Below are 14,145 nucleotides of genomic sequence, written 5' to 3' on the forward strand. Positions count from 1 at the left end.
AACCGTCCGTACGGAGAAATTTGCCAAGAGTCAGCGTGAAGGTTGGCTCTTCCTGACAGACCGCTTCTGGGGTCACAATCTCCACATGGAGCCCCCAGTCCGTCTCGCGAGCACGGGCACGATCACCCACGGCGTCTCGGTGGGGGAGGTGCTCGGCGTATCGACCCTCGCGGACGCCCGCCTCATCGCGGGAGAGAGCGGGCTGGGCCGCATCGTGCAGCGCCTCAACGTCATGGAGGTGCCCGACATCCTGGCCTGGGTCAAGCCGCACGAGTTGCTGCTGACCACCGGCTACCCGCTGCGCAACACCCCCCAGTCGCTCGGCCGTCTGGTGGCCGACCTCGACGAGCGCAAGCTGGCGGCCCTGGCGATCAAGCTCGGCAGGTACGTGGACAAGCTCCCCGACGAGATGGTCGAGCAGGCCGACCGGCTCGGGTTCCCGCTCATCCTGCTGCCGAACGACGTCGGCTTCGACGACATCCTGAACCAGGTGCTGACCGACATCCTCAACCGCCAGGCCGCCGTGCTCGCCCGCGCCGAGGAGGCACACCGGGCGCTGGTCCAGGTGGTGCTGGCCGGCGGCGGGCTGGACGAGGTGACCGCCGAGGTGGCCGCGCTGCTCGACGTGGCGGTGGCGGCGGTGGACGGCGGCGGGCGGGTGCTCGCCACCGCCGGGCCGCCCGACCACGTGACCCTCCTGTGGGAGTCGATCGCGCACGAGGGGCCGCCGCTCGTCCCCGCCTCGGGCCGCACTCCTTCCGGCAGGCCCGCTTCCGGTACGGCGGGCCGCACCCGCGCGTTCGCCTCCGTCCCCGTCCTCGCGGGCGGCCACCACCACGGCCGCATCGTCGCCTACAGCCCGGCCGGGACGCTCCGCGACAGCGACGTCGGCATATTGGAGCGCGCCGCGACCGTCGCCGCGCTCGTCGTCACCAGGCAGGAGGCGGTCAACGCCGTCGAGAGCAAGTACCGCGCCGACTTCCTGCGCGACGTGCTCACCGGCCGGGCGGGCACGGCCGAGCGCGTCACGGCGCGGGCCAGGGCGTTCGGCTGGGATCTGGAACGGCCCGTCACCGTGCTGGTCGCCGAACTCGACCCGGACGGCGACGAACGCGCCACCCAGGACCGCCTGGTCTCGTGCTGGGTCGCGGCGATGCGCCGCCACGACCCCCAGGGCGCGGTCGCGGGCTTCTCGCACGAGGTGGTGGCCGTACTGGACGCCACGGTGGACGCCGCCAGGGTGGCCAAGGACGCCGCCTCCGCCTTCGCCGACGTGCCGCCCGCCACGTTCTCGACCGGCACCTCCCGCCCGTCGCCCGGCGCCGACCTGCTGCCCGAGGCGTACTCGCAGGCTTTGAAGGCGGCCCGCGTCGGCCGCCAGCTCCACGGCCCCGGCGCGGTGGCCCACTTCGACCAGCTGGGCGTGTACCGGCTGCTGTCGCTGGTGAACGACACGGAGGAACTGCACGCGTTCGTCCGCGAGACGCTGGGCCCGCTGGCCCTCGACGACGACGCGGAGAACTCCGACCTGCGCAGGACCCTGCAGGTGCTCCTGGAGACCAACCTCAACGTGGCGGAGACGGCCAGGCGGCTGCACTTCCACTACAACACGCTGCGCTACCGCATCGGCAAGCTGGAGCGCCTGCTCGGCAACTTCACCGACGACCCCCACCTGCGCCTCAACCTGACCCTGGCCCTGCACGTGCTGCGCATGCGGGGCATCTAGGCTGAGTGGTCGTGGACTTCGAACTGCGCTCCGACTTCATCCCGCTGTGTGACCTGCTGAAGTACTGCGGGGTCACGGAGACGGGCGGCATGGCCAAACACCTGATCGCCGAGGGGATGGTGTCGGTGGACGGGGAGGTGGAGCTCCGGAAGACGTGCAAGATCCGGACGGGGCAGGTGGTGACGGGGGAGGGGTTCTCGATCCAGGTGCACTGAGGCCACCTGAACGAAAAGAAACGGCCCCCTTAGCTGGGGGCCGTAGAGCCCGGGAACGTAGCCCCGGGCGTTGCATGACTCCATTGTACATTCGGATGCCCCGAGGTCGCTCAAAGTCATCACAGCGTTACTCGCTGTTTACTATCCTCGAACATGAGAGTGAAAAATAAACGGCCCCCAAGCGGGGGCCGTAGAGCCCGGGAACGTACCCCCGGGGGTGGTGACTCCATGTTAGGGCGTGATGGCGATGGGCGACAAGTCGAATCCGGAATTCGAGCGTGTCGGTGTGTATGTCGACGGCTTCAACCTCTACTACGGCTTGCGCGAACTCGGGGGGCGGAGACTGTTGTGGCTGGACCTCTGGTCGATGTCGGTTGGTCTCCTTCAACCAGGGCAGAGCCTCGTCTCGGTCCGCTACTTCACCGCCGCCATCCGCGACGACCCGCCCGCGATGGCGCGTCAGGAGGCATATATGGCGGCAGTGGCGAGCCGGGGCGTGGAGGTGATCCTGGGTCGATACCAGGAGCAGGTGGTGCGGTGTCGTAGCTGCGGAGCGAGTCGGCGAACGTATGCCGAGAAGCAGTCCGATGTCGCGCTTGCCACGGCGATGGTGAGCGATGTGGCGACCGGTCAGGTCGATGTGGTGCTGCTGGTGTCAGCCGACTCCGATCTCTGTGCCGCTATCCACGGCATCAAGCAACTCGATGAGAGACGCGGTACCAAGACCAAGGTCGTTGCGGTGTTTCCTCCTGGAAGGCGGTCCAATCACCTGCGGAAGGTGAGCGACGCGTGGTTCCCCCTCGGTGCGGCCGTCGTGCGGCGTTCCCAATTTCCTGATCTGGTGCGCGGCCGCGACGGCGCCGTCTACCACCGTCCGCCGCACTGGAACTGACCGATCTCACCGAACCCCCCGAAGGTAGTGCGCGACCACTCCTCTGGTCAGGAAAGCGAATTTGGCAGATCATGCCCGTGTACGAGCACGCCTGCGGGCCTAATGTGCCCGCAACGGCAGCACGAATCTGGAGCGGGATGCGGAAGGAGCCTGCGGGGCGGCACTGGAAGCGGCAGCCCGGGTGAAGAGGGGCTCACATGGTTTTCGGTTGGACCAAACACGGCGACGGCAAGCATCTGGCTCCCGGAGAGGTCGTCAAGCCCGACGAGCGGCTGACCTGGCCGCGCATGATCGGGTTCGGCGCGCAGCACGTGATCGCGATGTTCGGCGCGACGTTCGTGTTCCCGCTGGTGATGGGGCTGAGCCCCAATGTCGCGATCATGATGTCCGGCGTGGCCACGATCATGTTCCTGCTGATCGTGAAGGGCAAGATCCCCAGCTACCTGGGCACCAGCGCGTCGTTCGTGGGCGGTGTGCTGGCCATCAGGGCGGTGTTCGGCGGTGACACCCCCGGCGCTGATGCCATCGTGACCGGCGCGATCCTCATCGTCGGGTTCGTGCTCGCGCTGGCCGGGCTCGCCGTGCACTTCCTCGGGGTGCAGATCATCCACCGGATCTTCCCGCCGATCGTCACCGGCGCGGTGGTCATGCTGATCGGGTTCGGGCTGGCCTACGTGGTGGCGGACGTCTACTGGCCGCAGGACCAGTGGATGGCGCTGATCACGATGCTGGTGACGTTCGTGATCGTGGTGGCGTTCAAGGGTTTCATCGGGCGCATCGGCATCCTGCTCGGCCTGATCGTCGGCTACGCGCTGTCCTGGGTGGCCGACCAGCTCTTCGGCCAGGTCCCCGCCTATACCGACGGCGCGCTCAAGATCGCCCCGCATCTGCGCGTCGACTTCTCCAAGCTGGAGGCGGCGCCATGGTTCGGCCTGCCGCCGTTTCATCTGCCAGACTTCAAGTTCTCGGCCGTGCTGCTCGTGCTGCCCGCGGTGATCGCGCTGATCGCGGAGAACATCGGTCATGTCAAGGCCGTGGGAGAGATGACGCGCACCGACGTCGATCCGTACATCGGCCGCGCCATCGCCGCCGACGGCCTGGCCACCGTGGTGACCAGCGCCGTCGGCGGCTCGCCCACCACCACCTACGCCGAGAACATCGGCGTCATGGCCGCCACCAAGGTCTACTCCACCGCCGCCTACTACATCGCCGCCCTCATCGCCATCCTGTTCGGGCTCAGCCCGAAGTTCGGCGCGCTGGTCTCCGCGACTCCGGCAGGCGTTCTGGGCGGCGTGACGGTCATCCTGTACGGCATGATCGGCCTGCTCGGCGCCAAGATCTGGATCGAGAACCGGGTGAACTTCGCCGACCCGGTCAACATGGTCCCCATCGGCGCGGGCATCATCCTGGCGATCGGACCGGTGAAGCAATTGATCAGCGGCGACTTCCGGCTGGAGGGCATCGCGTTCGGCACGATCGTCGTGGTGGGCGGCTACCACCTGCTGCGCTTCATCGCCGGGCGGCCCGCCGGCACAGCCACCGCGGGGAGAGAGACCGGGTGAAGCCGCCGCCCTTCGAACACCACGCGCCGCGCGAGCTCGGCGAGGCCCTGAACGTCCTCGCCCAGGTGGGCCCGCGCGGCAAGGTGCTCGCGGGCGGCCAGAGCCTGATCCCCATGCTCAACATGCGGCTGGCGGCGCCCGAGCATCTGGTCGACATCAACCGCGTCGAGTCGCTGGCCACCCTCGACCTCGCCCCCGAAGGCGTCACCGTGGGCGCGCTGGCCAGACACGCCCAGGTGGAACGGCTGGCCGGACATCCGCTGCTGCGGCAGGCGCTCCGGCTGGTCGCCCACCCGGTGATCCGCAACAGGGGCACCGTGGTGGGCAGCCTGGTGCACGCCGACCCGGCCGCCGAGCTGCCCGCCGTGCTGGCCCTGCTCGGCGGGTCGGTACGGCTGTCCCGGCTGGACGCCGCCGAGGGCGTGGTGAGCCGGGAGGTGCCGGCCGCCGACTTCTTCGTCGGGCCGATGGAGTCGGCCGTCCAGCCAGGCGAACTCGCCGTCTCCGCCTATTTCCCGGCACCGCCGGAACGGTCGGGCACGGCGTTCCGCGAGGTGGCCAGGAGACACGGCGACTACGCCCTGGCCGGGGTGTGCGCGATGGTCACGCTGGACGACGACCTGCGCGTCACCGCCGCCCGGGTGGCCTGCGTCAGCGTCGGCCCCGTGCCGGTGGTCGTGGACGTGGGCGGGCTGTGCGAGCTCCGCCCCGCCTCCAGCGTCGACTGGGCGGGCGTGGCGCGGGCCGTACGGGAAGCGACCGAGCCGGACGACGACATCCACGCGAGCGCCGCGTACCGGCTGCATCTGGTCGGCGTCCTCGCCGAGCAGGCGCTGAAGGACGCCGCCCGGGAGGCGGCGCTCAAGGACACGGCTCGTGAGGCGGCGGGACCGTGGGGTAGCAGCCCAGCAGGTACGTGAGGGAGGCCGGATTGGAGCGCGAGCGCGAGATCACACTGGTGGTGAACGGAGCCGCGCGGCGCGTGCGGGTGCCCGGCCGGCGGCTGCTGTCCGACTGCCTGCGCCACGACCTCGGGCTGACCGGCACGCACGTGGGGTGCGAGCACGGCGTGTGCGGCTGCTGCACGGTGCTGCTGGACGGCGAGCCGGTGCGCTCGTGCCTGACGTTCGCGGTGACCGTCGACGGGAGCGAGATCACCACGGTGGAGGGGCTGGCCGGGGCGGACGGGATGTCGGCGGTGCAGCGGGCGTTCGCGGAGTGCCACGGGCTGCAGTGCGGCTTCTGCACACCGGGTTTCCTCTGTACGGTGACCGCGCTGCTGCGCGACAACCCGGCGCCCACCGACGAGGAGGTGGTCGACGGCATTTCCGGCAACCTGTGCCGCTGCACCGGCTACCAGAACATCGTGAAGGCCGTCCACCGGGCGGCGGAGCTGATCGCCGAGGAGACCTAGGGATGACCACCAGGCTGTTCGGGGAGCCGGTCCAGCGCCGGGAGGACCCCAGGCTGCTCACCGGCGGCGGCCGCTACCTCGACGACCTGGGCTCCGGCGCGCTGGCCGCGGCGTTCGTGCGCTCGCCGCACGCCCACGCCCGCGTCCGCGACGTCGACGTGAGCGCCGCGCTCGACGTGGACGGCCTGGTCGCCATCTACACCTGGGAGGACCTGCCCGAGCGCGTGGGCCGCCCCCTGCCCCTGCTGATCCCGCATCCCGCGCTCACCCACGGCCGCACCGCCTACCCCCTGGCCAGGGACGTCGTCCGGCACGTGGGCGAGCCCGTGGTGATGGTCGTGGCCAGGGACCGCTACCTCGCCGAGGACGCCTGCGCGCTGATCGAGGTCGACTACGAGCCGCTCAAGCCGGTCGTGGGCATCGAGGAGGCGGTCCAGGGCGTGCGGCTGGTCCACGAGGACGTGCCGGGCAACGTGGGCGCCCATCTGGTGCAGGAGGTGCCGGACCAGGCGGGCCGGAGCGCCCGCGAGGCCATCGAGGCGTCGCCGCACACGCTGAGCTTCCGGCTCGACATCGAGCGCAGCGCCAGCATGCCGTTGGAGGGGCGCGGCGTGTACGCCCGCTGGGACGGCTCCGACCTGCGCGTCTACACCAGCACCCAGACCTCGACCAGCGTCCGCATGGCCGTCGCCGCGGCCCTGGGCCTGCCCCTGCCGCACGTCGAGGTGATCGCGCCCGACGTGGGCGGCGGCTTCGGAGTGAAGATCGTGCACCCATGGCCGGAGGAGATCCTGGTGCCGTGGGCGGCGATGCGGCTCGGCCAGGAGGTCAAGTGGACCGAGGACCGGCGTGAGCACTTCATCTCCTCCGCCCACGAGCGGGGTCAGGTGCAGCACGTCAGGGTCGGCTTCGACGACGACGGGGTGGTTCAAGGGCTGGACGTGACGATCCTGCACGATCACGGGGCCTACACGCCGTACGGGATCATCGTCCCGATCATCACCTCGACGCAGTTGCTCGGGCCGTACCGGATCGGGGCCTACCGGGTCGAGTTCTCCGCCGTCTACACCAACACTGTGCAGGTGACCCCGTACCGGGGCGCGGGGCGGCCGCAGGCCGTGTTCTGCATGGAGCGGACGATGGACAAGATCGCCCGCCACCTGGGCAAGGACCGCACCGAGGTACGCGCGGCGAACTTCATCCGCCCCGACGAGTTCCCCTACGACCAGGGCCTGATCTTCCAGGACGGACGCCCGCTGATCTACGACAGCGGCGACTACCCCGAGATGCTCCGCATGCTCAAGGAGCTCATCGGCTGGGACGACTTCCAGCCCGGCCGGCACCGGGGCATCGGCATCGGCTGCTACGTCGAGGGCACCGGCGTCGGCCCCTACGAGGGCGGCCACGTCCAGATCACCTCCGACGGCCGCGTACACGTCTCCACCGGCCTCACCTCGCAGGGGCAGGGCCACGAGACCGCGTTCGCCCAGATCGCCGCCAGCGAGCTGGGCGTGCCCATCGAGCGGATCTCGGTCGTCACCGGCGACACGCGCAGGTTCGGGTACGCGGTCGGCACGTTCGCCTCCCGCGCGGCGGTGATGAGCGGCAACGCCATCGCGCTGGCCTGCCGCAAGGTGCGGGAGAAGGCGCTGCGCATCGCCGCCGACGCGCTGGAGGCCGACCCGGCCGACCTGGAGATCGCCGACGGCCTGGTGCACGTCGTGGGCGCCCCGACCGCCTCCATCCCGCTGTCCACGATCGCGGTCCTGGCCAACCCGCTGCGCTACGCCTTCGACGAGGAGGCGGCCAAGGCCACCCAGTTCTCCGGCGTCTCCTCGCCCGACAAACCGCCGGTGGCCGAGGGCGAGGAGCCGGGGCTGGAGGGGCGTGACTACTACTCGCCGATCAGGTCCACGTTCGCGGCCGGGATGCACGCCGCCATCGTCGAGACCGACCCGCTGACCGCCGAGATCAAGGTCCTGCGGTACGCGGTCGTGCACGACTGCGGGCGGCTGATCAACCCGATGATCGTGGAGGGGCAGATCCACGGGGGAGTGGCCCAGGGCATCGGCGGCGCCCTTTACGAGCGGATGGTGTACGACGGGCACGGGCAGCTGCTCAACGCCTCGTTCATGGACTTCCTCATGCCGTACGTCACGGAGATCCCGCACATCGAGACCGCCCACCTGGAGACGCCGTCACCGCTCAACCCGCTCGGCATCAAGGGGGCGGGGGAGGCCGGGGTGATCCCGGTCTCGGCGGTGATCGCGGGGGCGATCGAGGACGCGGAGGGCATCGAGATCGACCGCATGCCGATCTCGCCGTCGGAGCTGTTCGACCTCAGGAACCTCGCCGAGCCGGAAGCCTGAGCGGGCTTGCGGCGGCGGCGTGCGAGGATCGGCGCCGTGACGATCCATGACGAACTGCGCGCACCCGCCGCGGGCCTGACCACGTTCCCCGGCTCGGACCCCGCCGAGCTCAGCCAGGTCCGGCTGATCGACCTGGCCTGGAACGAGCTCACCGAGCTCCCCGCGTGGCTGGGCGGCCTGACGTCGCTGGCCGAGCTCCGGCTCGACGGCAACCGCCTGCGCTCGCTGCCGGACCTGACGGGACTCACCGGGCTGCGGGCGCTGCACCTCGACGGCAACCTGCTGACCGAGGTGCCCGGCTGCCCGCCGTACCTGGAGACGCTGTACCTGTACGGCAACGCCATTGAGACGCTGCCCGAGCGGCTCGGCGGCGGGCTGCGGCACCTGGCGGCGGGCGGCAACCGGCTGACCGGCGTGCCCGACGCGCTGTGGAAGCTGACCCGGCTCGAATCGCTCAACCTGGCCGAGAACGCACTCACCGAGGTACCCGCGGCGATCGGCGGGCTGACCGGGCTGCGCATGCTCGACCTCGGGCACAACGACCTCGCCACGATCCCGCCCGAGATCGGCGACCTGGGCCTGACCGACTACCTCTACCTGAGCGACAACCGGTTCACCGAGGTGCCCGCCGCGATCGGCCGGCTCGACCGGCTCGCCTACCTCAACGTGACCGACAACCGGCTGACCGGCCTGCCCGAGGCGCTCGGCCGCATGGCGTCGCTGGTCGAGCTGCGGCTCTACAACAACCGGCTGGAGAGGCTGCCCGGCTCCATCGGCGGGCTGGGCCGGCTGCGCGAGCTGCATCTGCAGGGCAACCGGCTGACCGCGCTGCCGGACTCGATCGGCGAGCTCGGCGAGCTGCGCGTGCTCGACCTGCGCAACAATCAACTGCGCGCGCTGCCCGGCGCGGTCGCGGGGCTGGCCCGGCTCACACACCTGGATCTGCGCAACAACCGGCTCAGGACGCTGCCGGAGAGCCTTGGCGAGCTGCCCGCCCTGGAGAAGCTCGACCTGCGCTGGAACAAGCTCGACGGCGAGCCTGACGCGCTGCGCCGCCTGGTGGAGCGCGGCTGTGTCGTGCTGCGCTGAACTCCTCCCCGCTGAACTCCTCGCTCTTGGGCGCGAACACGGGCCCGAGCGGAGGGCCCTATAGGTTGGCGGGATGGATCTTGAAGGACTGCTGGGCCCCCAGCACCCTGTGGCGGCCGCCGCGCTGATCTCCCCGGCCGGCGTGACGGTGGCCAGTCGTGGCGCCGACCTGGACGCGGACTTCGAGATCGGGTCGATCTCGAAGGCGGTCACCGGGCTGTTGTACGCCGATGCGCTGGAACGCGGGGAGATCCGGCGCGAGTCGACCCTGGGCGAGCTGCTGCCGCTCGGCGATGTCCCGGCCGCGCGCGTGACGTTGGCCTCGCTCACTCAGCATCGGTCGGGGCTGCCCGGACTGCCCAGGTCGGCGCGCCCGCTGCGGCGCGCCATCGCCCTCTGGCGGCACGGCACCAACCCTTACGGCGACAACCTCGAGCAGCTTCTCACCCAAGCCCGGAAGGTACGGGTGGGCAGGCCGCGAACGCGCTATTCCAACTTCGGGTTCGAGCTGCTCGGTCATGCGCTCGCCGGCGCGGCCGGAAGGTCTTACGGGCGACTTCTTCACGAGCGCGTCATCGATCCGCTGGGGCTCGACCACTTCTACCTGCCCAAGGCGGTTGATCAGCTCGGGCCGAACGCGCTCATCGGCAGGAACCGGCGGGGTGAGCCACGGCAACCGTGGACCGGGGAAGCGATAGGGCCCGCAGGCGGCATCCGATCCTCCGTCCGGGGTGTGGCCCGCCTGGTGGCCGCGCTGCTCGACGGCTCCGCCGCCGGAATCGCCGCCCTCGATCCGGTCGCCCCCTTCGGTAAGGGAGCACGCATCGGCGCGGGCTGGATCACCATCGAGGCCGAAGGGCGTCAGATCACCTGGCACAACGGCGGCACCGGCGGCTTCCGGTCCTGGGCCGGGCTCGACCGCGACGCCGGGACCGGCGCCGTCATCCTGTCCGCCACCTCGGTATCAGTCGATCCTTTCGGACTCTCGCTGCTGACCGAACACACCCGCACAGTACTCAACAGCTGACCTTCCAGAAGGAGCTCCGGCGCTGGATCTCGGTTTAATCTCAAACGAACTGAACCCGGCCCACCAGGGTTGCGTATCTCGGCACATGACGACATTTCCACGTCTGGCCGCTACTGCGCTGCTGGTCGGGCTCGTGGCCGGTTGTACGAACGCCAGCGGTTCCGTAGGAGCCGGCCAGAGCGCCGCGATGGCCGGGGGCGAGCCCATCGTGCAGAAGCCCGCCACGGTCGACAACAACGTCTACACCGTCGAGCAACTGGCCGAGAAGGTCGGGTGCAAGCCGAAGATCCAGGTCAACGCCAAGGACATTCGTACGGGCTTCTGCCAGACGGACGAGGGTCAGTTCTTCGTGTCGACGTTCGCCACCCAGGCCGGCAAGGACGCCTGGATGGACACCGCGCCCGAATACAACCCGCACCTGGTCGGCAACCGCTGGACCGTGCTGTCCAGCCGCAAGGTGCTTGACGCTTTGAAGGAGCGTCTCCACGGTGAGCTCCATCTCAAGGACCACAGGACCAAACAGATGCAGACTAACGGCTGACGGAGGGCTGGGAAGGCGGTGGGAGTCCTCCCAGCCCAAGCCGTTCAGCCTCGGGTCGCCAGCTTGTACTGGGCCCAGATCTCCAGGGGGGCCGCGACCCTGTCGAGGAACATCAGATCGTCCATCCGGCAGTTACAGGGGTTGTTCTCTCTGGTGTTCTGCGGATAGCTACCTCCGATCTTGATGCCTCTGGGGTCGGTGGCCGAGGTGAGATCGGGTTCCGGCGCCCCCTCCACGCCCCACGGGTCGCCCGTGAGCGTGTAGAAGCCGTCGAGCGGGCGGCCGTTCTTGTAGAGCTGCATCGTGGCGTTGTCGTAGTCGAACGTGGCCGCCAGGAAGACCCATTCGCCCTGGGGAAGCACGCTCTGCCACGGCTCGCTCGCGGCGAAGGTCTGGGAACTGCTGCCGTCGACGCGCCTGCCCAGCGCGACCACGCGCAGCTCACCGTTGACCGTGATGAGTTCGAGCAGCGCTCTGACGTCATGGCCCTGGGAGTTGCCGCTGAGCACCCCGGCCAGCCCGATCGCTCCGTAGCGGTCGGCCGGGTCCGCGGTGTTGGAGTTGAGGCTGGGGTTCTCGCCGGTCATCTTGAACCAGCCCATGACGGTGGCGCCCTTGACGGCGTTGAAGGCGTGGAGGGTGGGCACTCCGGTCTCGGAGTAGATCCCGGCCTTCCAGTCGTCGTTGCCCGTCGTGGCGGGGTTCACCTGCTGGAGCTGGATCGAGTGGCGGCTGCCCCGATGCGCGCCGTCGTCGTTGCGCATGGCGGCGCCGCCGTTGATCAGCGTGATGTCCGTGCCCGACTTCCCCTGGTCGCGCTCCTGCGCGGGGTTTCCGGGGACCGGGTGTTCGAAGTCGTAGGCGGCGATGAGGTTGTGGCGCAGCGTGGGCAGTACGCCGGGCCGGTCGTGGGCGGCGGCCGGGGTGGCGAGCGTCGCCGTCAGGACGAGAGCCACCACCGGGGCCAGATAGCGGTGCCTCATGGCGTCGCCGTCATGCAGGCGCCGGTGACCTTCCAGATCTTGCCGTTGGCCTTGGACAGCAGGTAGAGCTCGCCCGCGCCGTCGCGGCTCAGGCGCAGGTCCACCCGGGCGTCCCCGGCCAGATCCTTCATGGTGACCGTGGCGCCGCTGGCGTTCACGAGCTTGGGCTGGTAGATCGTGGCCCGCGGGCCGCCCTGCCGCATCTGGCTCGCGATGGTGAAGAAGACGCGGCCGTCGACGATGTCGCCGAACAGGTACTTGCCGTACAGCAGGGGCAGCCGCGTGCCGCGATAGACGAACCCACCGGCCACCGCGTGACCGCTGTCGGCCGTGCAGGAGTGGCCGGGCGGCGGGTCGTGGTCGTAGGCCGCGACCGGGTAGTTGTAGCCGAACGACGCGTCGTTGTCGGGCAGCGTGTACAGGTGGCAGCGGTCGGCCTTGTTGAACACGAAGGAGCCCTCGCGCTCGCTCCAGCCCAGGTTGTCACCGGCCTTGACCTCGTAGATGGCCTCGATGGCGTGCTCGCCGATGTGGCCGAGGAACAGCCGGTTCCCCTGCGGGTCCCAGCTGAAGCGGTGCGGGTCGCGCATGCCGTAGGCGTAGATCTCGCCGATCGCGCCGGCCTTGGTGACGAACGGGTTCTTGGCCGGGATGCCGTACTTGCCGTTGGCGGCGTTCGTGCCCAGGGGGTCGATGCGCAGCACCTTGCCCTGCGGGATGGCCAGGTTCTGCGGGTCGTCGCTCGACACGCCCCGGCCGCCGTCGCCCGAGGCGACGTAGAGCAGGCCGTAGTCGGCGTCCCGGCGACGCGCGTACGGGTTGAAGTCGATCTGCTGGATGCCGTGGACCTGGCCGTTGAAGCCGAGCCTGAGCACCTCTCGGTGGGTGCCGCTGAAGGTGTCGGCCTTCGGGTTCGTGGCCGTCCACTCGGTGATCACGCCGTGGAACTTGGTCTCGGGCTGAGGCGTCAGGTCCGGCGTCTTGGTGGTGAGGGCCGCGCCCCACTCGGTGTGTACGGTGTAGAACTTGCCGTTACGGGCGAAGTCCGGATGGAAGGCGACGTACCCGAACCCGGATCCCAGACCGCGGCCGGAGAGGAAGTCCGGCGCGAACGTGGCACCGACGTCGAGATACTCCTGCGGCTGGCCGTTCTTCAGCAGGTACAGCTTGCCGTTGAGGTCGTTGACGAACTGGCGCCGCGACCCGTCGGGGATCTCGCCGATGTTGTTGATCCTGGCCCAGCGCATCAGCCGTTGGTCGGTGGGCGTGGGGACCGGCTCGGTCTTGGGGAAGGTGGCGTACTCGGTCAGCGTCAGTGTGAGACCGGACGCGGTGGGGTTCTCCGGAATGGGATCGTCGATCGGGGTCGAGTCCATCGCGGCGGCCGGCGGCGCCCAGAGCGCGGTCGCCAGCAGTGCGGCTAAGAGGTACCGGAGGGGGGATTTCGGCATTCCTGTGCACCACCTGAGGGGTTGTTGGAAAGCGCTTACCGGGGACGGTAAAGGGAGAAGGGGGAGGAGTCAAGAAGGGTGACGTGAGAGGTTGTGCGTTGCTCGACGCAGGTGGTCAGGGCTGGGAGCGGTCGGCGCAGGCCGGTGTGCCGGTGACGGTCAGGTTGCGCACCCGCCCGATGTTGTCGAACGAGCCGAAGCCGACGCGGCCCGAGGGGAACGTCCGGTCCGTGGCCGTGATCAGCGGTGTCGTGGAGCCGTCCATGAAGACCGAGACGCGGCCGGTGTCCGCGCAGTAGCGGACGCGGACCTTGTGCCACGCCTCATCGGTGACCGCGGGCGGCGCGCCGACCTGGCCGTTCCACTGGTCGTCGATGCGCAGGCGATCGGCGTTGTTCACCACGAAGATCCCGTTGTGGGGATAGATGGTGTTGTCCTGCGACAGGTGGGCGTAGTTGAACTCCAGGTCGGAGCGGTACCCGAACACGATGATCACGTCGCGGTTGCTGACGCTGGTCGGCGTGTCGAGCCGTACCTCGGCGTCGATCTGCACCGAGCCGAAGACCGGGCCCTTGGTCAGCACGGCGTACTCGAAGGGGCGGCGCGGGCCGGGGCGCGCTTCCCCGGCTTCGGCGAGGATCACCTGGTCGCCGGGGAACTGCCACTTGGCGGGGGTGACCGGGGCCCAGCTGGTGGCGGCGTTGGTCTTGCGGACGACCGTGCGGCCCAACGTGCAGTCGGGAGCTTTCGCGGCGGCTTCCACCTGGTCGGCGGCGTGGGCGGTGGGCGCGATGAACTGGGCCAGGACCAGCACCAGTGCGAGCGCGCACAAGCGGACGAAAGTGGGCATCGGAATCCTCTCAGTGGGGGAGGGGG

Annotated in this window: 13 protein-coding genes; 10 read left to right on the top strand and 3 right to left on the bottom strand. The window is 69.7% G+C overall.

Annotated features, from left to right (window positions below):
- Positions 1 to 85: 85 nt before the first annotated feature.
- From ACQP2T_RS18910 to ACQP2T_RS18955, 10 genes are all read left to right on the top strand, one after another.
- Positions 86 to 1,726: a PucR family transcriptional regulator gene (locus ACQP2T_RS18910; protein ID WP_363993365.1), complete on the top strand. Its 1,641-nt coding sequence runs from the start codon at positions 86 to 88 to the stop codon at positions 1,724 to 1,726.
- 11 nt (positions 1,727 to 1,737) lie between these two features.
- Positions 1,738 to 1,941: an RNA-binding S4 domain-containing protein gene (locus ACQP2T_RS18915; RefSeq protein WP_433517420.1), complete on the top strand. Its 204-nt coding sequence runs from the start codon at positions 1,738 to 1,740 to the stop codon at positions 1,939 to 1,941.
- A 241-nt stretch (positions 1,942 to 2,182) separates the two neighbouring features.
- Positions 2,183 to 2,833, top strand: a complete 651-nt coding sequence (locus tag ACQP2T_RS18920; protein ID WP_433517421.1) for an NYN domain-containing protein — start codon at positions 2,183 to 2,185, stop codon at positions 2,831 to 2,833.
- A gap of 197 nt (positions 2,834 to 3,030) precedes the next feature.
- The gene (locus ACQP2T_RS18925; protein WP_433517422.1) at positions 3,031 to 4,395 is read left to right on the top strand and encodes a uracil-xanthine permease family protein; all 1,365 of its coding nucleotides are present in this window, start codon (positions 3,031 to 3,033) and stop codon (positions 4,393 to 4,395) included.
- Positions 4,392 to 5,315, top strand: coding sequence for an FAD binding domain-containing protein (locus ACQP2T_RS18930; protein WP_433517423.1), 924 nt, complete (start codon positions 4,392 to 4,394; stop codon positions 5,313 to 5,315). The genes ACQP2T_RS18925 and ACQP2T_RS18930 overlap by 4 nt, the downstream gene beginning before the upstream one ends.
- 11 nt (positions 5,316 to 5,326) lie before the next feature.
- Entirely contained in the window at positions 5,327 to 5,809 is a 483-nt protein-coding gene (locus tag ACQP2T_RS18935) for a (2Fe-2S)-binding protein (protein ID WP_433517424.1), read from the top strand.
- Between the two features lie 2 nt (positions 5,810 to 5,811).
- Complete coding sequence (gene cutA, locus ACQP2T_RS18940; protein WP_433517425.1) at positions 5,812 to 8,178, top strand: aerobic carbon-monoxide dehydrogenase large subunit; 2,367 nt, start codon at positions 5,812 to 5,814, stop codon at positions 8,176 to 8,178.
- A 36-nt stretch (positions 8,179 to 8,214) separates the two neighbouring features.
- A complete protein-coding gene (locus ACQP2T_RS18945; protein ID WP_433517426.1) occupies positions 8,215 to 9,267 on the top strand; it encodes a leucine-rich repeat domain-containing protein in 1,053 nt (350 codons plus the stop codon).
- Between the two features lie 73 nt (positions 9,268 to 9,340).
- Positions 9,341 to 10,294, top strand: coding sequence for a serine hydrolase domain-containing protein (locus ACQP2T_RS18950; RefSeq protein WP_433517427.1), 954 nt, complete (start codon positions 9,341 to 9,343; stop codon positions 10,292 to 10,294).
- 85 nt (positions 10,295 to 10,379) lie between these two features.
- On the top strand, positions 10,380 to 10,835 hold the full coding sequence (locus tag ACQP2T_RS18955; RefSeq protein WP_357941147.1) for a hypothetical protein: 456 nt from the start codon (positions 10,380 to 10,382) through the stop codon (positions 10,833 to 10,835).
- Between the two features lie 44 nt (positions 10,836 to 10,879).
- On the opposite strand, the gene ACQP2T_RS18960 is transcribed toward ACQP2T_RS18955, so the two are convergent.
- The 3 genes from ACQP2T_RS18960 to ACQP2T_RS18970 all read right to left on the bottom strand — a co-directional run bounded on the left by ACQP2T_RS18960 (position 10,880) and on the right by ACQP2T_RS18970 (position 14,119).
- The gene (locus tag ACQP2T_RS18960) at positions 10,880 to 11,818 is read right to left on the bottom strand and encodes a LamG-like jellyroll fold domain-containing protein (RefSeq protein WP_433517428.1); all 939 of its coding nucleotides are present in this window, start codon (positions 11,816 to 11,818) and stop codon (positions 10,880 to 10,882) included.
- The gene (locus ACQP2T_RS18965; RefSeq protein WP_433517429.1) at positions 11,815 to 13,269 is read right to left on the bottom strand and encodes a PQQ-dependent sugar dehydrogenase; all 1,455 of its coding nucleotides are present in this window, start codon (positions 13,267 to 13,269) and stop codon (positions 11,815 to 11,817) included. The genes ACQP2T_RS18960 and ACQP2T_RS18965 overlap by 4 nt, the downstream gene beginning before the upstream one ends.
- Before the next feature lie 115 nt (positions 13,270 to 13,384).
- Complete coding sequence (locus ACQP2T_RS18970; protein WP_433517430.1) at positions 13,385 to 14,119, bottom strand: hypothetical protein; 735 nt, start codon at positions 14,117 to 14,119, stop codon at positions 13,385 to 13,387.
- Positions 14,120 to 14,145 lie beyond the last annotated feature (26 nt).

Origin of the sequence: Nonomuraea sp. CA-143628 (assembly GCF_050942315.1) — a bacterium.
GTDB lineage: Bacteria > Actinomycetota > Actinomycetes > Streptosporangiales > Streptosporangiaceae > Nonomuraea.